Origin of the sequence: Mammaliicoccus sp. P-M59, from assembly GCF_022386135.1 — a bacterium.
Lineage (GTDB): Bacteria > Bacillota > Bacilli > Staphylococcales > Staphylococcaceae > Mammaliicoccus > Mammaliicoccus sciuri_A.
The window spans coordinates 24,258-46,978 of the sequence record NZ_JAJNJJ010000011.1 but is presented as its reverse complement, the minus strand read 5'-3'; the positions used below and the strand labels follow the sequence as shown (position 1 = coordinate 46,978).

Sequence of the window (22,721 nt, the reverse complement as noted above, 5' to 3'; positions counted from 1 at the left end):
TTTTACAAAAAAAAGCACCCTTTATAAAAGGATGCTTGATTCGCTTCATAATTAGTTGTTTGATTTGAAACCAAATTTTTTGTTGAAGCGTTCCACACGACCATCCGCAGATGCGAATTTTTGACGTCCTGTATAGAATGGATGTGAATCTGAAGAGATATCTAAACGGATAACTGGGTATTCGTTTCCATCTTCCCATTCCATAGTTTCATTTGAAGTACGTGTTGAACCACTTAAGAATTTGAAGTCTGTAGTTGTATCTAAAAAGATAACTTTATTATACTCTGGATGAATTCCTTGTTTCATTTTTTTCAGCTCCTTTGCCCTGAACCATCTGGAACAGAGTTTATTTGTGACTTATTCACTCAATACTTACATATTATATATGTTGAAGAATTAAAATGCAACCTTAAATTTATATAATCGGTTTACCAGTCTTGGCACTATCGACCATAGATTTTCTTAAGACTTCAAAGAATTCTTCATTAGAATCCGTGCGTTTTAACTTTCTAATAAATCTTTCAGAGAAATCATTTGAATCAGTAAATAAATTACGTAGTTGCCAAATCATTTCAAGTTCTTCTTTATCTAATAACAATTCTTCTTTACGTGTTGAACTTCTTCTAATATCAATTGCAGGGAATACTCTCTTCTCAGACAATTTACGATCTAAATGAAGTTCCATGTTACCTGTACCTTTAAATTCTTCATAAATCATATCGTCCATACGAGAACCTGTTTCAACTAATGCAGTCGCTAATATTGTTAAACTTCCACCCGCTTCAATATTTCTAGCAGCTCCGAAGAAATGTTTAGGTCTATGAAGTGACGCTGGATCTAAACCACCTGATAACGTTCTACCACTTGGTGGTACAACTAAGTTATATGCTCTAGCTAATCTTGTTAATGAATCCATTAAGATGATGACATCTTCACCGATTTCAACAAGACGTTTAGCTCTTTCAAGTAGTAATTCAGCCACTTTAACATGATGTTCTGGCGGCTCATCAAATGTTGAGTTAACGACTTCAGCTTGTTCAACAGAACGTTCAATATCCGTTACTTCTTCTGGACGTTCCCCAATTAATAATACAAATAATTTCGCTTTTGGTTGGTTAATTGCAATAGCATTTGCAATTTCTTTAAGTAATGATGTCTTACCAGCTTTAGGTGGTGCTACAATCATTCCACGCTGTCCTAGACCTATTGGCGTAATTAAATCCATGATTCTAGTTGAATAATTTTTACTTGTAGTTTCTAATTGGATACGTTGTTGTGGGTATAGAGGAGTTAACGCTTGAAAGTGTGGTCTTTTTTTAACTTCTTCTGCATTTTGATCATTTACAAAGTCAACTTGTAACAATCCGTAATACTTTTCATTTTCTTTAGGTTTTCTAACTTTACCAGTTACTTTATCACCTTTTTTAATTTCAAAGCGTCTAATTTGGCTAGCAGATATATAAATATCTTTTTCACCTTTAGAATAGTTAACAGTACGTAAAAAGCCATAACCATCAGGTTGAATATCATCTAAGATACCTTCCATATAATAGTTGCCGTCTTTTTCCATTTGAGCTTCCATAATTGCTAAGACAAGTTCTTTTTTATTTAATTTACTATAATTTGTTATTCTTAGTTCTTTTGCCTTTGATGTTAATTCTTTAGTTGTATAGTTCTTGTATAATTCGTGAAACGATTCATACTGAGGACTTGTTCTAACTCTTTCAGCCATATTTATGACACCCATTTCTTAAAAATCTCATTCATTTTTATCAGATTTATAATCTGCCTTTAAACTATAGCATTTTTTTATGAAGATGACAAAATAAGTTATATATAAATTATGTTAAAATATTTCACTTTTTTATTCAATTATAACTATCATATAAAAAGACTGAAACATCGAAATGTTTCAGTCTTAAAAATATATTGTATTTTGTAATTTTACTATTCTTTAAAATAACCAGGAATTGCTTTAATTTCTAAGAATTCTTCAATTCCGTAGTCGCCCCATTCTCTACCAATACCTGATTGTTTATAACCACCGAATGGTAAATTAGGTTTTCTACCTGCATCATTAATTTCCACAGTACCTGCTTCTAACGCTTTAGCAACTTCTCTTACACGTTCTGTATCTTTACCATATACATATGCTGCTAAACCATAAATTGTATCATTAGCAATTTCAATTGCTTCATCTAAGTCTTTATAAGTAATAATTGTACCTACTGGACCAAAGATTTCTTCTTGAGCAATTGTCATATCATTTGTTACATCAGTAAATAATGTTGGTTTAACGAAGTAACCTTTTTCAAGACCGTCTGGTTTACCAACACCACCATGTAATAATGTTGCACCTTCATCGATACCTTTTTGAATATAGCTTTGAACTGTATCAAATTGTTTTTTAGATACAACTGGACCAGCATCTTGGCCAGCTTCTCTAGGATTACCAACTTTAACATTTTCAATTGCTTTTTTAGCTGCTGCGATAAATTCATCTTTAATACTTTCTGGTACTAATGTACGTGTACCTGCTGTACAAACTTGACCAGTATTTTGTACGAATTTAGCAACTGCACCTTTAGCAGCTTCTTCGATATCAACGTCATCTAACACTACTAATGGTGATTTACCACCTAGCTCTAATGATACTTTTTTGAAGTCTTTAGCTGAGTTTTCCATGATTTTTCTACCAGTTGGACCTGAACCCGTAAATGACATCATACGTACATCAGGATGTGAACTTAATGGATCACCAACACTTTGGCCATCACCATTTACTAAGTTGAACACACCTTTAGGCACGCCAGCTTTTTCAAATATTTCAGCTAAAATAATCGCTGCAAATGGTGTTTCTTCAGATGGTTTTAAGACTACAGGTGAACCTGCAGCAAATGCACCAGCTAATTTTAATGATGTTTGGTTAGTTGGGAAGTTCCATGGTGTTACTAATCCAGAAACACCGATAGCTTCTTTAATAACTAAATCATCACCACGACGTTCTTCAAATTGAATTGAATCGATCGCTTTACTTGCTTCTCTAAAATGATTTAAGCCCATTTGATAATGAACAGATTCTGATTTTTCAATTGGTGAGCCAAGCTCATCCGTCATTACATCTATTAAATCTTCTTTTCTATTTTCATATTCATCTGCAATTCGTTCTAATAAAGCTTTTCTTTCTTCTAAAGAAGTATTTCTAAATTTCACGTACACTTTTTTAGCGGCAGCTACAGCGTCATCAACATCTTGTTTGTTACCTGCAGCAATTTTACCCATAACTTCTTCTGTAGCAGGGTTAATAACATCTAATGTTTGTCCACTATGACTTTCAACCCATTCGCCATTTATATATTGCTTGATATCTTGTCTCATGAATTATCTACTCCTTTATATTTGTTACATTGGTTATTATAGTATGGATGATAGTCATAATTAAAATAATCTGTTTGAGAATTGAATATTTTAAATTTCAAACAAATAAAATACCCGCCAACGAAATGATTTTCATCGCATTGACGGGTACTTTATAATATTCAATTCATTTAGGAATGATTCTCTTGCAATTCCACATTTTTTTGTGCCCACTCTTCTAATGGTACAAGCGCTTGTGCTAATTCGTATCCTTTAGTTGTTAAATGATATTCAACTGATAGAGGCGTTGTTGTAACAACTTTCTTTTCAACTAATCCCCAATCACTTAATTCAGTTAATTTAAGAGATAATGCTCTAGGTGTAATACGTCTTAAATCTCTTTTCATATCAGAAAAGTGAGCCGAACGTTCATCACAACGTGATAAATAATTAAGTATTAAACCATTCCAACTGCGTCCTATTACTTTAAAAGTTTCTTCCAAATAAGGACATACTTCCATGTTACTCACCTCTTTAACTTCTATATTGCCATTATACTACACTTTATATACAAAGTATATAATTTATACTTATTATACGGTTTCAGTCCAAATATCAGCACCTAGTGCTTTTAATTTTTCGACAATACCGCTATATCCTCTATGAATATGCTTCACATTATAAACCGTTGTAACGCCTTCAGACATTAATCCAGCAATTAATAAAGATGCACCTGCTCTTAAATCACTTGCTGCTACACTTGCACCTGTCAATTGAGATGGATAATAAATAGCTGTACCATTTTCTAAATTCACATTTGCACCCATTCTGATCAATTCATCAACGTGTTTAAATCTTGCAGGATAAATCGTTTCTGTTATTTTACTTTGACCATTTGCTTTTAATAATAAAGGTGTAAATGGTTGTTGTAAATCTGTTGCAAAGCCAGGATAAACTGCAGTTTGTATATCAACAGGTTTATATTCATCTTTACCTTTAATAACAACTGAATCTTCACCTAAATCGATTTCAGTGCCCATTTCTCTTAATTTAGCGATTAATGGTTCTAAATGTAAAGGAATGATATTTTCGATGTACACTTCTTCACCCATAGCTGCTGCTGCACACATGTATGTACCTGCTTCTATTCTATCAGGAATAATTGTATGTTTTGTGCCATGCAAGGATTCTACACCTTCAATTTTCAATGTATCTGTACCTGCACCTCTAATTTTAGCGCCCATATTATTTAATAATGTCGCTACATCAACAATTTCAGGTTCTTTCGCTGCGTTTTCTATTACTGTTTTACCTTTTGCTAAAGAAGCTGCCAACATAATATTGATCGTTGCACCAACACTCACAACATCCATAAATATTTTAGCGCCAACTAACTCTTCAGCAATTAAATACATCGCACCTTGTTCGTTTGTTACTTTTGCACCTAGTGCTTCAAAACCTTTAATATGTTGGTCAATTGGTCTAGGGCCTAAAGGACAGCCACCAGGTAAACCAATCACACATTTTTTAAAACGTCCGAGCATAGCACCCATCATATAATAAGATGCTCTTAAAGATTGTACTTTATTGTTAGGTAAAGGTAGATTCACCGCATCGCTTGAATCAACGACAAGCTGATCACCATTTAATTCTGTTTTAATATTTAAATCACCAAGTAGGCTCATTAAAGTTTTGACATCTGAAATATCTGGTAGTCCATCTAATGTCACAACATCATTCGCCATTAAACTTGCTGGAATAAGTGCAACTGCACTATTTTTAGCACCACTAATTTGCACTTTACCATTTAATTTTTTGCCACCATTTATTTTTATAACTTCTTGAGACATATGTTTACTCCTTTACTTCATCGTCTTAGAGAATGCATACTCTCTCAACATGAATAGATAATTATTTCCATTATATACTATTCAATAAGATAAACGCAAAAACATAAAAAGTAAATAGAAATGACATAATTTACTACGAAAGAAGTATCAAATTTTAAATTTTTGACATTAAAATAAATTGAGTAAACGTATTGAATAAATATTCAATTTATCTTTAAAAACAGAAAAAAACTACTACAAGCACGATGCTTGTAGTAGTTTGAATTTAATTAAAATTAAGCTTGGTTAGAAGTACCAAATTCTTGGATTTTACCTTTAACTGTTGCTTTAATTGCTTCACGAGCAGGTCCTAAGTATTTACGTGGATCGTAAACTTCGCTGTCGTTGTTTAACACTTCACGAACTGCTTTAGCAGATGCGATTTGGTTTTCAGTGTTAACGTTGATTTTAGCTGTACCGAAAGTGATAGCTTTTTTGATATCGTGAGTTGGGATACCAGTACCACCGTGTAATACTAATGGTAAACCAGTTGAAGCACCGATTTCTTCCATTTCTTTGAAACCTAAGTTTGGTTCACCTTTGTAAGGTCCGTGTACTGAACCTAATGCAGGTGCTAAAGTATCAATACCAGTTCTTTCAACTAATTCTTGACATTCTTTAGGGTCAGCATAGATAACGCCTTCTGCAACTACGTCATCTTCTTGTCCACCAACAGTTCCTAATTCAGCTTCAACAGAAACACCGTTAGCATGAGCATATTCAACTACTTTAGAAGTAATTTCGATGTTTTCTTCGAATGGGTGATGAGATGCATCGATCATTACTGAAGTGAATCCAGCATCAATAGCTTCTTTACATTTTTCGAAACTTGAACCGTGGTCAAGGTGAATAGCAACTGGAATTGTAATGTTGTAATCTTCAATTAAACCTTCAACGATTTTAACGACAGTTTTGAAACCACCGATATAACGTCCAGCTCCTTCAGATACACCAAGGATAACAGGCGCATTTTCTTCTTGTGAAGCTTGAAGAATAGCTTGTGTAAATTCTAAGTTATTGATGTTGTATTGACCAACAGCATAACCATTTTCTTTTGCTTTAATTAACATTTCTTTCATTGAAACTAAAGGCATTGAGTTTCCTCCTAATGTGCAAGGCACGAATTATTTACAAGATTATTATATCAAACTTTGTGAATATATGCACCTTTTGAAAGCCCTATCCTAAATGTTTTCTTACAATTTTCATAACTTCTTCAATTGTAAACGGCTTCATTAGCACGCCTGTAATATTTCCTTTTTTTAAAACTTCTAACTCGGTAGATGATTGAAATGCTGAAATGATATAAACCGGAATATTTTTATCAGATTTTCTAATTTCGGCAAACACTTCTTCCCCAGAAATTCCAGGCATTCTTTTATCTATAAAAATCAATTTATAAGTATTTTTATGAAATAATTCAATGCCCTCCGCTCCATTTTTTGCAGTATCTACATTGAATTGATTTAATTCCATAATTTCTTTTAGTAATTGTCTTATATTCTTTTCATCATCTATAATAAGTACATCCATTGAAGATACCCCACTTTTTCTATAAAATAAATTTAATGACGTTAATAAGGAGAATACAAATTGCTTAAAATTTTTAATACACAATTAAACGGCATATTTAGTAAAATAGATGCCCAAATTGAAGAAATTGAAATCGCATCACAACTGCTGATGCAAGCAGCAAACGGTGAAGGCAAAATACGCATCAAAACTTTCGACGAAATCAATCATTTCCAAACATTTATGACTGATGGTAACGAAAGCTTACCACATGCAGAAACACTCAATACTTTAGATGAAATCGAAAAGATCGACTCTACTGACCGCGTATTATTAGCCGGAACTTCCTTTACTGAAGAACTCAACAAATGGATTACAAAATTAAACGACCACGATATAGATTTTGTCGTAATAGCCAACAAAGATAAAGACAATAAAACACACGAATCACTCATGCATTATATTGACTTATCAACACCAAGAGCAATCGTTCCAACCGCTGATTACAGTAAAATCATTACCCCACATCTTATGGCTTTAAATTATATATATTATATCATGTTTGCTGAAATGCACGAGATTACACAAGATTTAAATGAAGAAATTTAGTAATAGTAGAAAACGGGTCTGTGACAACGGGAGTAGTTTGCTAGTAGTTGGATAACGGAGGATTTAGTTACAATTTTTATGAGTTTTGTAATTATAGGCTTCCTTAGTTACAATTCTCGCGACTTTTGTTACTATGGACGGCCTTAGTTACAATTCTGCTGACTTTTGTTACTATGGGTGGCGTTAGTTACAATTCTCGCGACTTTTGTAATTACCGCACCCGTTACGAACAAGTTTGGCGAAAAGTGTTCACAACGCAGCACTTAATATCCCACACACACATATTTATACAAAAAAGCGCCCTCTATCTTAAATACTTGAAAAAGTATTAGGATAAAGGGCGCTTTATATATTATTTATTTTGAATGCTTGCTTCTACAAATCCTCTGAATAATTTTTGTGGACGTGTTGGTCTTGATAAGAATTCTGGATGGAATTGACATGCTACAAACCATGGGTGATTTTCTAATTCTACGATTTCTACTAATCTACCATCTGGGCTTGTTCCTGAGAATTTCATACCTTTTTCTTCTAATCTTTCGCGATATTCGTTATTAAATTCGTAACGGTGACGGTGTCTTTCGTCTACTTCTAATTCACCATAGACTTTATGTGCAATTGTACCTTCTTCAATTTTACATGGGTAAACACCTAATCTTAATGTTCCGCCTAAATCTTCGATGTCTTTTTGTTCTGGTAATAAATCGATAATTGGGTATGGTGTGTTTGGATCTAATTCTGCTGAATGTGCATCGTTTAATCCAACTACGTTTCTAGCGAATTCAACTGTTGCTAATTGCATACCTAAACAAATACCTAAGTATGGTACGTTGTTTTCACGTGCATATTGAATGGCTAATATTTTACCTTCTACACCTCTATCTCCGAATCCGCCAGGTACTAAAATACCATCTACATCTGCAAGTTCTTTTTGATAGTTTGTTTCGTTTAATTTTTCAGAGTCAATCCATTTAATTTCAACATCTGATTTAAAATCATAACCAGCATGTTTTAATGCTTCTGCAACTGATAAGTATGCATCTTGTAAGCTAACATATTTACCTACTAAACCAATTTTCACTGAACCTTCTAAATTACGTACAGTGTCTAATAATTGGTTCCACTCTGTTAATTCCGCTTCTGGTGCAGCTTCTAAATCTAATCTTTCAATGACGATATCATCCATATGTTGTTCTTTTAATGCTAATGGAATTTGATATAACGTATCAGCATCTCTACATTCAATGACTGCACGTTTGTTAATGTCACAGAATAATGCAATTTTATCTCTTAAATCTTGAGTCATTTCATATTCAGTACGTACCACAATTAAATCTGGTTGAATACCTAAACCTCTTAACTCCTTAACACTATGTTGTGTTGGTTTAGTCTTCATTTCACCAGCAGCTTTAATGTATGGAAGTAACGTACAATGGATGTACATAACGTTTTCACGACCAAGATCACTCTTGATTTGTCTAATTGCTTCTATAAATGGTAAAGATTCAATATCACCAGTTGTACCACCAATTTCAGTAATAACAACATCAGCATTTGTACTTTCGCCAGCCATTAATAATCTTGATTTAATTTCATTTGTAATATGTGGGATAACTTGGACAGTACCACCTAAGAAATCTCCACGTCTTTCTTTTTTAAGTACGTGAGAATAAACTTTACCTGCTGTTACATTTGAATATTTATTAAGGTTAATATCAATAAATCTTTCATAATGTCCTAAGTCTAAGTCTGTTTCTGCACCATCTTCAGTTACAAAAACTTCACCGTGTTGATATGGACTCATTGTACCTGGATCAACATTTAAGTATGGGTCGAACTTTTGAATTGTTACATTTAATCCTCTATTTTTAAGTAATCTCCCTAGTGATGCTGCTGTAATACCTTTACCAAGAGACGATACTACGCCACCTGTTACGAAAATGAACTTTGTCATGTTTGTACCTCCATTTATTTTTTAAAAAATAAAAAACGCTCCCACTTACATTATTTAAAATGTAAGGAGGGAGCGCTATATTTATACGATTGTCCTATTTAAAGGAGCCCAAATAAAATATTACCATCTTTTAAAGAAAAGTCAATTAAAATTCGTCTTCTTCGTCTTCCTCATCTTCGTCTTCTTCATCTACAACAAGACCAGCTTCATCTAATTCATCTTCTACATCTTCATCTTCAGGGTCTTCAGGATCATTTAAACCTTCTTCATCATCTTGATCAATTGTAATATCAAGATCTTTAGATTTATCTTCTTCCCCTAATAATGAAATTTCTGAATCAGCTTCATCGTCTTCATCTAGAACGTTGAATTTTTGAATTGTTGGTGCGATTTTTTCTTCGATATCGTCAACTGAATACCAGTCACGAAGTCCCCAAATATTCTCACCCACACTTAAGAAGCGTCCATCAGTATTTAAGTCCGTATAAAATTGTAAAATACGGTTCTCAATTTCTGAATCATTATAATTACCTAAGCTTTTGAATTCGTCTATCATATCATATAAGTTTGTTTCTTTACCGTTCTCTGTTAATAAAATATAAGCCATTTCGATAAATGAATGCTCATCTACCATTTCTTTTGTGAAATCTTTTAATTTCATGCTTTACTCTTCCTTTCAACAATCGAACTATTGTCGCACATTAATATTTATAATCATAACAGTTTACGATTATAATTGACAAGATGATTTTTAGCAAATGTTAGTTAATACTTAATATATTTCATGAGTTTAATATAGTCCTCAGATTTTTGTATTTCTACAAATCTTGCTTTCTCACATAAAGGTTTCAATTTATTGTTTGAACCGAATAAAGTGATGTGTATTTCTTTCTTATCTTCAAACCTTCTTCTAACAAAAGTACTTAACTGTCTTAAAGCACTCTCTGCAATACCTTCTTTTCTTTCGTCTTCTTCAACTTCTATACTACGAATATCAAAATAGTGTTCTTTATCTTCTAATACGATGATACCTACTTTTTGATTATCTTTCATTAAATGTATATCGACAAATTCATTATCTAAATCATCTTCATTTAATACAAGTTTCAATGAAGATACATATTTTGAATCTAAATCTAAATAATATAAACGTTCTTTACCTAATGGACCTTCTTCTTTTGTAGCTGTATGCATAAAGCCAGCTCTTTCATATAAATTCCATGCTGCCTCATTTTCAGCATCTACTACTAAATATAAATGATCAAAATCAGGGAACACATGTTGAACATACTCAGGTAAATTCATCATTATAGTTGTGCCATACCCATTTCCTTGATACTTTTCATTAATTGATAATGAACGTATATATACAACATTATGCGGTGTATCATAACCTTCGTGTTGATAATACTTATGCAATACAAAGAAACCAACTATGTCGTCTTGATCGTTTACGACAACATTAGGTCTTCTATCAGGATCTTCGATAGCACCATCCAACACTTCTTTAGGCAATGAAGAATAAATTTGTTGTCGTTCGTTTAATTCAAAATCATATAGTGCCGTTCTCATATGTTCTTCAAATGGTTTAATGACGATTTCACCGAATGATTTAGCTTTCATGATTGATATCCCCCCGTTTGTTTATATATATCATAACGAATTTTACATTCATTGCGCAATTAAGAACCTTATAAAACGTAATTATCGTACACATGTTAGTTTGATTTGGATGAGGGTAATAGAATTAAGACTGCATAATTTAAAGGGGGATATTAATGAAACAGTCAAAAGAAAATACAGACAGGCAAAATAATAAGACAACATTAGTATTTTGGGTATCTATGTCTATTATATTATTAGTAACTTTAACTGCTGGGATTTTCCCAAAAGGTTTTGGTAAATACGCTAATATATTATATACATTTATATCGAACAGTACAGGATGGTTATTCTTAATCATCGTATTCGTTTTAGATATCTTTTTAATCGGATTGGCTATTACGAGGTTTGGTCGATTTAAACTCGGTAGAGACGACGAAGAACCAGAATTCTCATTTATATCATGGGTCGGCATGTTATTCTCTGCTGGTCTCGGTGTCGGGATTGTATTCTGGGGCGTTGCTGAACCAATGACACATTATTTAAAATCACCACTTCCAAATGAAGTAGATGGCTCTACATTAGAATCAGCTCGACTTGCTATGGGATATACATTCTTCCATTGGGGCATTTCACAATGGTCTATCTTTGCAATGGCAGGGCTTATCGTAGCTTACTTCCAATTTAGAAAAAGAAGAGACGGTTTAATATCTACAGCAATGGAACCTGTATTCGGTGAAACTTATAAGAAACCATACAGAAATGTTATCGATATCTTAGCGATAGTCGCAACTGTCATGGGTATTGCAACATCAATTGGTCTAGGAATAATGCAAATTGGTGGCGGACTTCATCATGTTTTTGATATTCCTAATAATAATTGGACTAAAATTATCATCACCGTTATTATGACTTTACTATTTCTTGGATCAGCAGCATCAGGTCTTAATAAAGGTGTTAAATGGCTAAGTAATGCTAACATATTTATTTGTTTTGCTTTACTTATATTTATACTTATTTTAGGACCGACACAATTTATATTTGAAACATTTACAGTTGCTATAGGTGACTATATTACAAACTTTGTACAATATAGTTTAAGATTAAATCCTTATGAAGGCGACAATTCTTGGATTCAACAATGGACTGTGTTCTATTGGGCATGGGTTATTGCTTGGTCTCCATTTATCGGAGGATTTGTAGCCAGAGTATCAAGAGGTAGAACGATAAGAGAATTTGTAATTGGCGTGTTAATTATTCCACCACTTATTTCATTTAGTTGGATTGCCACTTTCGGTGGAACGGCCATGTATTTAGTTATTAATAAAGGTGCTTCTATTGCGGAAGATGTTAAAGGAGATTATACAGTTGCACTATTCTCCCTATTATCAAACTTCCCATTTTACGAAGCAACAAGTATTCTAGCAATAATATTAATCTTCTTGTTCCTTGTTACAAGTGCGGATTCAACTACTTTTATCTTATCAAGTATGTCTGATAAAGGTTCAATCGTACCGCCATTCAAGTATAAATTAGTTTGGGGAACATTAATTGGTGCCATTTCAGTTGCCATGACATTAGCAGGTGGTTTAGAAAGTTTACAAACCGCTTCTGTCGTAGCCGGCCTACCATTCGCATTTATACTATTCTTAATGATGTTCTCTATTATGAAAGCATTACGTAGAGAACCATCTAAACATTTCAAAATGACTTATATAGATGACGACACAGATTTCTCCAAGTCATTAGAAGAACGTGAAGAAGAAGAAAAATAATTAAAAAAGGCACCATTCATTGTTTAAATCAATGAATGGTGCCTTCTTTGATTGTCTTAATTTCATAAACTAAAACGCATGTATCGAAAAATATACCCAATAGACGATGATCCATACGATTAACCATAGTAATATTTTGATATATCGATTAACGTTTTTAAACACAATATGACTGAGTACATATGCTAGATAGCTCGTTAATATAAATCTCAAAAGTCTTGCAATGAAACTTACGAGTATAAATACAATAAATGATATACCTTCGTGATAGCTCATCATTGCATAAAGTTTATATGGAACACCAAACAATGGTGCTTCTATTAATCCGATCACTCCTTTATCTTCTAATGAATGTATCACATGTTCTATCATATAAGGATGAATACCAGGAATCTTAACCATGATCATTTCAACAAAGTTCAAATGTTGAATTGAAATAATGTAAACGATGATACCACCTAGAACTGCACCTACAATTGCAATCAAATTTGCACATAATAATTTAAATTTACTTTTTTGTTTGATTGCATAATAAGTTAGAGCAACATCAGGGATAATAAAGAATACAATCGCTTCAAGAAAAGCCCATATAAATATGATTACCATTCTTTAAAATCACCTTCATTTCTAAGTTCATTCATTCGTTCATTAAGCTCATCCATAAATACTTTTCTATTCTCATTAAATAAAAATGGACGTCCTACAAAAATATCAACAAAGAATGGTACAAATAGTTTTGAGCCTTTCGGTAATGATTTGCCTAAACCATGTAGAAACAAAGGTTGTATCGGAATGTTTGGTCGTTCTCTCATTAAATAATAAATCCCGGATTTATATTTTGATAACTTTTCAGGTTCGCCTCTACTACCCTCTGGATACAGTATGATAATACTTCCTTCGTCTAAAGCATCAACAATTGGTTCAAATAATCCTTTAATATCTCGCGTCATTTTTCGCTCTATTGGTATGATTCTCATAATATTCATAGAAAACCATTTTAATAGTTTGTTTTTTAGAAAATAATCGCCTGCAGCTACAGGTCGTGCTTTCTTAAATCCTTCTCCTTGAAACAATGAAAGTAGTACAAGTGTATCTAAATGTGAATTATGATTGGCAATAATCACGATAGGACCTTTTTTAGGTAACCATTCTCGTCTACGTATATTTAATCCTAGAACAATTAAAATAATTGGCTTAATGATACATGTAAATATAATGAGTCTTAACATATCGGTTCACCCCTTAAAAGTAAAAGAACCTTACAAAGTGGAAGAAAAGTGGCGCTGTGTACGTTAAAGAATCTACTCTATCCAAAATACCGCCATGACCAGGTATTGTTTGAGAAGTATCTTTAATATTTAAATCTCTTTTTAAAGCTGAAATATTCACATCTCCCACAAATCCCATAATACTAATATATAAACCTGCTACAATCATGCCTAATAATGTGAATGGCGTTAGTAATGGTGCTAAACATAACGATAGAATTGTCGTTGAAATAATCCCTCCAACAAAACCTTCCCAAGTCTTGTTCGGACTCACTTTAGGTACAATTTTGTGTTTACCAAATGCTTTACCAAACAGAAATTGAAAGACATCATTTGCTTGCGTTAATATAACTAAAAATAAAACAAGGCTCGCACCGGGTACTGAACTTTTTTCGCCAGGTAAGACAATTAAGTATGCTAAATGACTTAAACTAAACACCATCAGCATCATGCCCCATTGTACAGATCCCATTGATTGTAAAAACCCTTTTGTTTCACCTATCAATATTGCTTGAATCGGTATAAATAAGAACATATATACTGGTATAAAAATAATAAACATGCCATAAAATCCAAAATAGATAAATGTAAATTGAATTGGTATAGATAAGTACGCCCAGAATAATACAGCTCTATGACTACGATTCGTAGGTATTAAAGAAAAGTACTCTTTCAAAGCTAAAAAACAAAGTAAGCCAAGAAAAATCAATGACACAGTAGAGTGAATGACTAAGGCAATTGTAAAGATAATACACATACTCCACCATGATTTAATTCTCAATCTAATTTCAGTGAAGTCTTTTTCAGGATATCGCTTCGTTAAATAAATACTAATCAAACTGGATAATACGAGTACGATAAATACCCCAATCATAACAATCAGCATTTCTGAAGATATCTTCCCTAAGTTCATGATTTAACCTCCTTTAACCCATTTGTTATTCGATTATATATATTGATTAACATGAGTATTGAACAAACATAGAACACAAAATGTAAATAAGGTATGATATTTAAATGAACAAAAATCAAGAAACTAATAAAACCTATAATAAATGCTCGGTCACTTTTACCCATCGGACCGTCATATCTTCTTGAACTACCTATCACTTGAACAGTTACACCAGCCATTTCACTTATGATTGATAAACTGATAAACAACATAATACCTATTCCATAATCTTCAGCAATAAATACGAATGGTATAAATAAAAATAAATCACTTATAACATCACCTAATTCATTCAACAATAACCCTAAGTGAGATTTCATTTGATATTTTTTTGCCATTACACCATCAATTGCATTTAAAGCCATTCTTACAAACATCACGATTGGCATTAAAATATAAATCCATTTGTTTTCATGAAATATACTTAAAATAACCCCCGTTACGATAGAGAGCAGTAATGCTAATATTGTAACTTGATTTGGTGTCATTCCGATTTTTCTCATCCAGTCAACGATAGGCATTAACAGTTGCTGAAATTTCGGTTTTATTTCATATATGCTAATCAAAATATAACCTCCCTCATTTATACTTGGTATCATCTTATCATGTAATTATACAATTTTTACAATATATTTCTAAAAAACATTAATTTATCATATACAATTTTTTATAGTATAATAACGATAATTATTTACTTTTCTAGATGAGGTGTTCGTGTGAAAATTGGTATTGATGCAGGTGGTACTTTAATTAAAGTCGTAACTGAATTAAATAATGAAAGAACGTATCAAAAATGGTTAGCAACTGACATTGATCAAGTTGCAGATTGGTTAAATCAATTAGATGATGTTGAAGTATCGATTACAGGTGGTAAAGCACAATACTTAGACTCATGCATTAAACATCAAGCGAAACGTAGTATTGAATTTGATGCGACTTATAAAGGGATTCAAATATTTTTAAAAGAAAACAATATAGACCTTGAAACATATATATTCTCGAATGTCGGTACAGGTACTTCTATCCATTATGCTACTACTGATCATCAAGAACGTGCAGGCGGTACAGGAGCTGGTGGCGGTATGATACAAGGGTTAAGTTATTTACTGACTCAAATTAGCGATTATGATGAACTTGTTCAAACAGCTTTAAATGGAGATCGCGATAAAATAGATTTAAAAGTTAAACATATTTATAAAGGTGATAACACTCCTATTTCTGGAGAATTAACTGCTGCTAACTTTGGACATGTATTACAACATATGAACGATGCATTTCCAAATGCTGATCGATTAGCAGCTGTAATGGGTATTGTTGGAGAAACAGTCACAACCGTATCCATACATGCTGCAAGACAATACAATACAGAAAATGTTGTGTTTATTGGATCTTCATTTGTTAAAAATGAACTACTCAAAAATATCGTCGTTGATTACACGATTTTAAGAGGTCTAAAACCATACTTCATTGAAAATGGTGAATTTTCAGGAGCGCTCGGTTCAATATATTGTTAAACATTAAGGAGTATTAATATGAAAATTATAGAACCTAAACTACGCAATGAATTTGAATATGAAGAAGAAAAAGATGTAACACTCTATCAGTCTTCGTATGACTTATACTTTGATAAAGCATTAATTCAATTAGATGAAGAAACGAGTCAAATCGATACAATTTATTTCAATCAATGTACATTTGAATCTGTTGATTTCACTAAAATTCACGGATTAGATATTATATTTAAAGGATGCGACCTTTCAAACTGTATATTTAGTGAAGCCTCTCTTAATAGAGTACACTTCAAAGATTGTCGTATGATTGGTGCTAACTTTACAGACGTTAAACTCAAGCATGTACAATTTTCTAATTGTCAGTTGAAAATGAGTCAATTTCAAAATTGTAACTTAGATCACGTGTTATTTAACGATAATCAAATGTCAGAAACATACCTTTCATTCTGTACTCAAAAATCTGTCGCAATTGAAAGATGTGCATTAGAATCTCTTGAAGTTGTTGAAACATCATTAAAAGACATTGATTTATCATCCAATACAATCGAACAACTTGTTGTACAACCTAATGACTTAAAAGGTGCAACAGTTTCTGAATATCAAGCATATGATATACTTCCGTTATTCGGGGTTAACGTAACATCAAACTAGAAGGTGACACTATGAATCAAATGATAGACATTTTAAAACGCTTTGGATTAAGTGAATATGGCTCTAAAGCTTATATCGCCCTTGTTCAAAATCCAGGCATAACAGCTTATAAACTTAGTGAAATATCAAGCGTACCACGTTCAAAAATTTATGAAGCACTCAATAAACTTGATGAACAAGGACTCGCTTATTTCAATTTACAAGACCAAAAGAAATACTACTATGCCCTATCACCAAAACAAACCATTCAACTATTTGAAAAAAAGCAAAATGAAGAACTCCTTCAACTCGAACAAGAAATCAATAAATTAAATATCGTAACAGACAATGCACCTATTCAAATAGAAGTCTTAACAAATGAATCAACAATCATCGATGCCGTAACATCTGCTATTAAACAAGCTAAAAGACAAATCACCGTTTCAATATGGCCAGACTTATATGACATCTTAACAAATCATGTCTCAGAAGATATCCATATTCAAGGAATTACATTCCAAGTCGACCAACCCGGCTATGATCTCATTAATCACCGTTATACAAACTACGTCAAAAGTTCATTAGCACTTAAACCATTTGTCGTAATCGTAGACGATGAACACATGATTTACGGGCAAACAGCAGAATCAAATATGCGTGCTTATATCAGTTATGACCACACGCAAATAAAAATGATGAAAGACTACATTTGGCATGACGTCCTAGTTAATAAATATATTAGTAAATTTGAAGAAGATATAGAAGACGAAATAACCCTTAAGAGAAAAACCTTTTTCTCTTAAGGGTTATTATTTGGGATAAATGATTTTACTACGTTGGGATGTAGTAACTACCTTAGTAGTTACTAATAATGTATCAAACAATCTTCCCACCGTCAACACGAATCGGCAAATATAATTTCTTCAACTTATGACCATTACGGTCGAGATAAACGACTTCCAATTTATGTTTACCTTTAATATTATCAAGGTTAGTGCTAAAACTTAAACGAGCTTCGTATTTATCATAAGTCTCACTAGCTGTTTTATATTTACTATTTTTCAATTCATATTTTCCGCTACTTGTATCATATAAATCATCAACAAGTAAAATGAAAGCTCCATCTATGTTTTTTTCAAATTCATATTTTGATCCTTTATTTTTTAAAATCGTCATATCCATATCTATTGTTATTTCATTACTAACAGTATACGCATCTAAATTACTGATTTTTAACTTGCCTACACTTATTTCATGATTATGATTTAATTGAATCTCCTCTTTTTTTAATTCGTAATCTGTAAATTTTTCATTTGCCTTTACATATTGATGGTACCCTACTGAACCAATACTTAAAAATAGAACGACTAAAACGGTAATGATGAGTGTTTTTTTCATAGTTATTCACCTACTTTGATGACTTTTTCTTCGCTGCTTAATCTATATATGTATGTAATCAATACAAGATAAATCGATATACAGAATAAACTCGGTAAAAATTGTGAATTATATATACCATATGATATTAATAAGAAATGTATAGGCGATACAATTATATCGACTATCATGAATTCTGTGATTGCATAAAATAGTGTTTGAAGAATGAAAGGTATGAACTTAACAATAACCTTCTCACCAAAATATAATAGTAATGATATTGAGAATACGTTTGTTACTATGCCCCATAAACCTACAAACACAATTAACGATAATATAAATATTGTTGGATAATCATAATACATAGAAATGATCATTGGATTATCTGAAAAAATGCCACCGAATTGTTTAAATACAATATCAGGTTTTATATTCGGTAAAATCATAAACATTCCTAAAAAATTTATTAAAAGTGGTATAGTTACCATAATAAACGATACAACACTCGAATAAATTAATGTTTTAAACTTTGATTTCAAATTTAGTTTATAAAATAACGTACTAACGCCAATTGAAATGAGCAATGGCATAATCCATACATATAAAATAGATAATAATGAGCCACCATTAATCATGATATTTTCTGTGTAAGGCGTATACTCTAGTAGTTGATGTTCTCCATGCTCTATTTTGACATTCCACAAATGAATAATGGATATTGAACATAAAAGTAGAAAAGAAATTATAAATTGCCATTTATAAATGATTAATTTTAAGTGCTTAAGCATATCAATCGCCTCCAATTACTATAATTTACCATTTTTTGATTTATTATAACCTCCAGTTAGTATTTTTACAACAATCGAATAATATTATATTATTAATTAATTGCAATTAATTCGAAAGACAAAAAAAGACGCTTGCTTTATAGCGAGCGTCTTTTGTAATTACAATTATTTATTTAATAATTTAACAAGGCATTGCGTTTAAAATGGCTTTTGGATCTGTTACTGTACCGATCATGCCTGATTTTAAGTTGATTCCTAATGCGATGTCTTCTTGTTTCAAGTCTTCTAACCATTCTTCGAAGACTTCTGTTTCTACTTCAATAATATCGTATTCTTCGAAGTCATCACGGTGTACTTTTTCTGCTAATTTGCGTGTACTCCATACTGTCATCATGTTTGGTAGACTTGCATCTTCTTCTGATACGATAATGAATTGTTTTTGTCCTTTGACTGTTAACCCGTAAACATAGTTTTCGTTACAAATGTCTTCTGCAAATTCATCTATTCGGATATCATCTAGTTCACTCATGATTTCTTCTATGAATGGAATTGCTTCTACTTTTATTCCGTTATCTTCTGCTGATTTGTCCACAATGAATTGATCGCCTTCATCAAGGATATCATCCATTTCGTATGTAACAAATCTATCTAAATCTAACTCCATAATTTTATCGTATTTAGTAATTTCATACGATTTTAAATATGATTCTGCACTTTCTTTCGTTGACCAAATTAGACGAAAATCAGTATCGCCGTCTCTTAAGATTTTACGGTCATTCAGCACAACATAAAATCTTTCTTTTGTTAATATTTGTTTAAATTTAGACATATCCTGGATAGCCATTCTACCACCCTTTTCTTTATATTTAATCCCAATAAAATATATTATACGTATTAGGTATAAGTCAATATAAAAGAAGTTAAATTGTAAAAAATTTTTTATTTATTTAGACTACTTAATGCATCTAGAAAAAGTTGCTCTTGTTCTAATGCCTTTTCTTCAGTTTCTGCATGCCAAATTCCAACAAATCTTGATTTTACGTTGTCTTTACCGAAATAGTCACCATCATAGTATGCAAGTGGATAGAGGTAGCCATTTTTGATGAATTGTTCTATTGTATTGATGAAATGCGTGTTATCTCCTTTTGAATGATAACTTAGAAATTTATGAAAACCTTCATGCAGTCGATCTTTAAGTAATAACATACTTGTTGAACCATTTTGTCTAAAGTTTAAATCAATCGCATATACGTCATGGTTTTTATCTACGAGAAGATCAAACCCTGATACACCTTTATAACCATGCTCAACACCATTTTTCATAATTTCATACCCAGCATCTATAACACTTTGAGGTACATGATTTGAATTCACATTACCATTGTAGAAGCCATATTCATCTGTAAGCTGTTTTACTGCACCTATATATTGTATACCCGTCTTTTCACTATATACGTATTGAACGCAATAATTCTCAATTTCTTCAATAAATTGTTCGATGATAATGTATTTTGTATCTGTGGCTTCTTTAATTCTATTTGTTGCTTTCTTTAAATCCGCTTCATTATAACAAATCATTACACCATACCCACCTGCTGTAGGTAATTCGTCTCCCGGTTTAATGACTAATGGTAAATCCCAGTTTTGAATAGCTGCTTCAAATTCTTCAGCTTTAACAATTTCACGTTTCGGTAAATATTTACCACCCGTCCATTGTTCAATTTTAGATTTATTGTTTAAATCTATAAATTTAGGTTTATAAACGGCATATTCATCGTCTTTACATAAATGTTGACCATGTATGTATTGGAAGAATATTTTTTTATTGTCAGCTGTTAACTGTTGTAGTAAATGTTCATATTGCGTTCTATCTTTAAAAGTATATATATTGCTCGGAATATCCACATTTACTAATTTTAAAATTCGTTTAACATTATCTGTTAAACATGCTTCATGAACAATCATGGGCATGTTACTAATAATCATTTCTCTTGCTGTTAAAAAATTAGATTGTGCTTCTTCAGCTTTTAACCAAGGATTATCTTCATAAGAAGGTCTTGCATTATATACAATACCTTCTTCATATAAATCTCTTAACGTTAAATTGAGTGGTTTCCTATATTCTTTGTTCATAACAAGTTCTCCCTTAATGTTTGATGATGCTCAATGATTTCATTTCTAAGGGATACATTCTCTATAAGTTCTAATCCCATTGATGCCAATATTTTCGCACCGTTAATTAATGCCTTATCACCCTTTGTACTTGCAGCAGCTTGGCAAAATTCTTTCGTATGACCGACTAAATTAGAGGGTCCAATTTTAATGTGTGGATGTATAGTCGGTACGATATGACTTACATTCCCCGTATCAGTAGAACCAAAACCAAAATCGTCATCAATGACTTCTTCCCCAACTTGTTCAGCATGCTTTCTAAATAATTCGTCTAGTGGCTTATTAATTACGAATTCATTCACACCATTTTGGATGGGTCTTAATTCATATGTACCGCCTGTTTGTATAGCTGCCCCTTCAGCTATTTTTCTCACTTTATCAGTAAGAATATCTAGTTCTTTTCGAGAAGTGGCACGCGTATAAAAACGTGCATGCGTAAAGTCAGGAATAATATTCGCTGCTTCACCTCCATTTAATATAACGCCGTGTACTTTATCTGTCTTTTTAATTTGTTGTCTTAACATGCTCACGCCATTAAAGAAAGATAACATAGCATCTAACGCATTAACCGCTTCAAAAGCATTTTCAGAGGCATGAGCGCTTCGTCCATAGAATTTAACATCAAATACATCTACAGCTAATGAAGGCACTGTCACGTACGTCTCATGGCCAGGATGGACCATTAGTGCAATATCAATATTATCGATAATACCAGCTTTCACATAAGTTGCTTTTGCACTACCATTAATGCCCCCTTCCTCAGCAGGACAACCTAATACGACAACTTTTCCTCCGATTCGATCAATCACTTTAGACAAACTGATACCTGCTAACACACTTGAAGTCCCAATAATATTATGACCACACGCATGACCAAGACCAGGTAATGCATCATATTCTGCTAAATATGCAATAGTTGGTCCTTCTTTTCCTGAGTCATACGTTGCAATGAAACCTGTCGGATGTTTCGCAATATTCTTCTCTATCTTAAAATGATGACTCTTTAATTGATCGCTTAATAAACGTGATGCAAATACTTCTTCATTTCCTAACTCAGGACGTTCATGAATTTGATGACTCATTGATAAATATAAATGTCTATTTTGTTCTATATAATTAATAATATTTTGCGATAAGTTACTCATTAATGATTCACCTTTCCAATATAAAAGCGCACTACTTTGTAAGGAGTGCGCCAATCGTTCTTTTATCTTCCAGTAACAAACTGTAGGAATTGGCACCTTTCCATTATGGGAGGTTGCTGGACTTCATCGGGCCCTTCCCTCAGTCTCTCTTGATAATTCGTATGAAATTTGAATTTAATT

At 32.3% G+C, this 22,721-nt stretch carries 24 protein-coding genes and 1 riboswitch; of the genes, 5 read left to right on the top strand and 19 right to left on the bottom strand.

From position 1 onward, the window contains the following. Positions 1-51: 51 nt before the first annotated feature. From LQ617_RS14455 to LQ617_RS14425, 7 genes are all read right to left on the bottom strand, one after another. Complete coding sequence (locus tag LQ617_RS14455) at positions 52-306, bottom strand: type B 50S ribosomal protein L31 (RefSeq protein WP_025904467.1); 255 nt, start codon at positions 304-306, stop codon at positions 52-54. A 109-nt stretch (positions 307-415) separates the two neighbouring features. Continuing rightward, complete coding sequence (gene rho / locus LQ617_RS14450; RefSeq protein ID WP_025904466.1) at positions 416-1,732, bottom strand: transcription termination factor Rho; 1,317 nt, start codon at positions 1,730-1,732, stop codon at positions 416-418. 215 nt (positions 1,733-1,947) lie between these two features. Beyond that, a complete protein-coding gene (locus LQ617_RS14445; RefSeq protein ID WP_107576517.1) occupies positions 1,948-3,378 on the bottom strand; it encodes an aldehyde dehydrogenase family protein in 1,431 nt (476 codons plus the stop codon). Positions 3,379-3,548: 170 nt separating this feature from the next. After that, positions 3,549-3,878, bottom strand: a complete 330-nt coding sequence (locus LQ617_RS14440) for a winged helix-turn-helix transcriptional regulator (protein ID WP_025904464.1) — start codon at positions 3,876-3,878, stop codon at positions 3,549-3,551. Between the two features lie 72 nt (positions 3,879-3,950). Further along, positions 3,951-5,207, bottom strand: a complete 1,257-nt coding sequence (locus tag LQ617_RS14435; RefSeq protein ID WP_037589788.1) for a UDP-N-acetylglucosamine 1-carboxyvinyltransferase — start codon at positions 5,205-5,207, stop codon at positions 3,951-3,953. 275 nt (positions 5,208-5,482) lie between these two features. Continuing rightward, positions 5,483-6,340, bottom strand: coding sequence for a class IIb fructose-bisphosphate aldolase FdaB (gene fdaB, locus LQ617_RS14430; protein ID WP_025904462.1), 858 nt, complete (start codon positions 6,338-6,340; stop codon positions 5,483-5,485). A gap of 85 nt (positions 6,341-6,425) precedes the next feature. Further along, positions 6,426-6,779 (bottom strand): response regulator, encoded by a 354-nt coding sequence (locus LQ617_RS14425; RefSeq protein ID WP_025904461.1) that lies wholly within the window; start codon positions 6,777-6,779, stop codon positions 6,426-6,428. Between the two features lie 60 nt (positions 6,780-6,839). Between LQ617_RS14425 and LQ617_RS14420 the strand changes: the two genes are divergently transcribed. After that, on the top strand, positions 6,840-7,367 hold the full coding sequence (locus LQ617_RS14420; protein ID WP_239740665.1) for a DUF2529 family protein: 528 nt from the start codon (positions 6,840-6,842) through the stop codon (positions 7,365-7,367). Between the two features lie 352 nt (positions 7,368-7,719). Here the strand turns inward: LQ617_RS14420 and LQ617_RS14415 are convergent, their stop codons facing one another. The 3 genes from LQ617_RS14415 to LQ617_RS14405 all read right to left on the bottom strand — a co-directional run bounded on the left by LQ617_RS14415 (position 7,720) and on the right by LQ617_RS14405 (position 10,947). Continuing rightward, positions 7,720-9,321, bottom strand: coding sequence for a CTP synthase (locus LQ617_RS14415; protein WP_025904459.1), 1,602 nt, complete (start codon positions 9,319-9,321; stop codon positions 7,720-7,722). 145 nt (positions 9,322-9,466) lie between these two features. Continuing rightward, positions 9,467-9,982, bottom strand: a complete 516-nt coding sequence (gene rpoE, locus LQ617_RS14410) for a DNA-directed RNA polymerase subunit delta (RefSeq protein WP_037589792.1) — start codon at positions 9,980-9,982, stop codon at positions 9,467-9,469. 104 nt (positions 9,983-10,086) lie between these two features. After that, positions 10,087-10,947 carry a GNAT family N-acetyltransferase gene (locus tag LQ617_RS14405; RefSeq protein ID WP_239740682.1) on the bottom strand — a complete coding sequence of 287 codons (861 nt, stop codon included), beginning with the start codon at positions 10,945-10,947 and terminating at the stop codon, positions 10,087-10,089. Positions 10,948-11,099: 152 nt separating this feature from the next. Between LQ617_RS14405 and LQ617_RS14400 the strand changes: the two genes are divergently transcribed. Continuing rightward, positions 11,100-12,698, top strand: a complete 1,599-nt coding sequence (locus LQ617_RS14400; RefSeq protein WP_126477259.1) for a BCCT family transporter — start codon at positions 11,100-11,102, stop codon at positions 12,696-12,698. 69 nt (positions 12,699-12,767) lie between these two features. On the opposite strand, the gene LQ617_RS14395 is transcribed toward LQ617_RS14400, so the two are convergent. Genes LQ617_RS14395 through LQ617_RS14380 form a run of 4 tightly spaced genes read right to left on the bottom strand, consistent with a single transcriptional unit; the run spans position 12,768 to position 15,484 of the window. Beyond that, positions 12,768-13,304, bottom strand: coding sequence for a YqaA family protein (locus LQ617_RS14395; RefSeq protein WP_204188453.1), 537 nt, complete (start codon positions 13,302-13,304; stop codon positions 12,768-12,770). After that, complete coding sequence (locus LQ617_RS14390) at positions 13,298-13,927, bottom strand: lysophospholipid acyltransferase family protein (RefSeq protein ID WP_159315416.1); 630 nt, start codon at positions 13,925-13,927, stop codon at positions 13,298-13,300. Before LQ617_RS14390 ends, LQ617_RS14395 begins: the two co-directional genes overlap by 7 nt. Before the next feature lie 13 nt (positions 13,928-13,940). Beyond that, entirely contained in the window at positions 13,941-14,879 is a 939-nt protein-coding gene (locus LQ617_RS14385; RefSeq protein WP_025904453.1) for a phosphatidate cytidylyltransferase, read from the bottom strand. After that, positions 14,876-15,484 carry a CDP-alcohol phosphatidyltransferase family protein gene (locus LQ617_RS14380; RefSeq protein WP_239740664.1) on the bottom strand — a complete coding sequence of 203 codons (609 nt, stop codon included), beginning with the start codon at positions 15,482-15,484 and terminating at the stop codon, positions 14,876-14,878. The genes LQ617_RS14385 and LQ617_RS14380 overlap by 4 nt, the downstream gene beginning before the upstream one ends. 150 nt (positions 15,485-15,634) lie before the next feature. On the opposite strand from LQ617_RS14380, the gene coaW reads away from it, so the two are divergent. The 3 genes from coaW to LQ617_RS14365 are packed head-to-tail and all read left to right on the top strand — an operon-like array spanning position 15,635 to position 17,862. Beyond that, positions 15,635-16,432 (top strand): type II pantothenate kinase, encoded by a 798-nt coding sequence (coaW, locus tag LQ617_RS14375; protein ID WP_107617612.1) that lies wholly within the window; start codon positions 15,635-15,637, stop codon positions 16,430-16,432. Between the two features lie 18 nt (positions 16,433-16,450). Further along, the gene (locus tag LQ617_RS14370) at positions 16,451-17,080 is read left to right on the top strand and encodes a pentapeptide repeat-containing protein (protein WP_239740663.1); all 630 of its coding nucleotides are present in this window, start codon (positions 16,451-16,453) and stop codon (positions 17,078-17,080) included. A gap of 11 nt (positions 17,081-17,091) precedes the next feature. Next, a complete protein-coding gene (locus tag LQ617_RS14365; protein ID WP_107576511.1) occupies positions 17,092-17,862 on the top strand; it encodes a TrmB family transcriptional regulator in 771 nt (256 codons plus the stop codon). Positions 17,863-17,935: 73 nt separating this feature from the next. Here LQ617_RS14365 and LQ617_RS14360 read toward each other — a convergent pair whose 3' ends face one another. From LQ617_RS14360 to LQ617_RS14340, 5 genes are all read right to left on the bottom strand, one after another. Next, entirely contained in the window at positions 17,936-18,457 is a 522-nt protein-coding gene (locus LQ617_RS14360; protein ID WP_196307586.1) for a hypothetical protein, read from the bottom strand. A gap of 2 nt (positions 18,458-18,459) precedes the next feature. Then, positions 18,460-19,224 (bottom strand): hypothetical protein, encoded by a 765-nt coding sequence (locus LQ617_RS14355; protein WP_196307587.1) that lies wholly within the window; start codon positions 19,222-19,224, stop codon positions 18,460-18,462. A 181-nt stretch (positions 19,225-19,405) separates the two neighbouring features. Further along, positions 19,406-20,068 (bottom strand): DUF2750 domain-containing protein, encoded by a 663-nt coding sequence (locus LQ617_RS14350; RefSeq protein WP_025904446.1) that lies wholly within the window; start codon positions 20,066-20,068, stop codon positions 19,406-19,408. Positions 20,069-20,163: 95 nt separating this feature from the next. Continuing rightward, positions 20,164-21,357, bottom strand: coding sequence for an L-aspartate--L-methionine ligase LdmS (gene ldmS, locus LQ617_RS14345; protein ID WP_196307588.1), 1,194 nt, complete (start codon positions 21,355-21,357; stop codon positions 20,164-20,166). Next, a complete protein-coding gene (locus LQ617_RS14340; protein ID WP_196307589.1) occupies positions 21,354-22,541 on the bottom strand; it encodes a M20 family metallopeptidase in 1,188 nt (395 codons plus the stop codon). Before LQ617_RS14340 ends, ldmS begins: the two co-directional genes overlap by 4 nt. 59 nt (positions 22,542-22,600) lie before the next feature. Beyond that, positions 22,601-22,700: riboswitch (SAM riboswitch) on the bottom strand. Between the last annotated feature and the right edge of the window lie 21 nt (positions 22,701-22,721).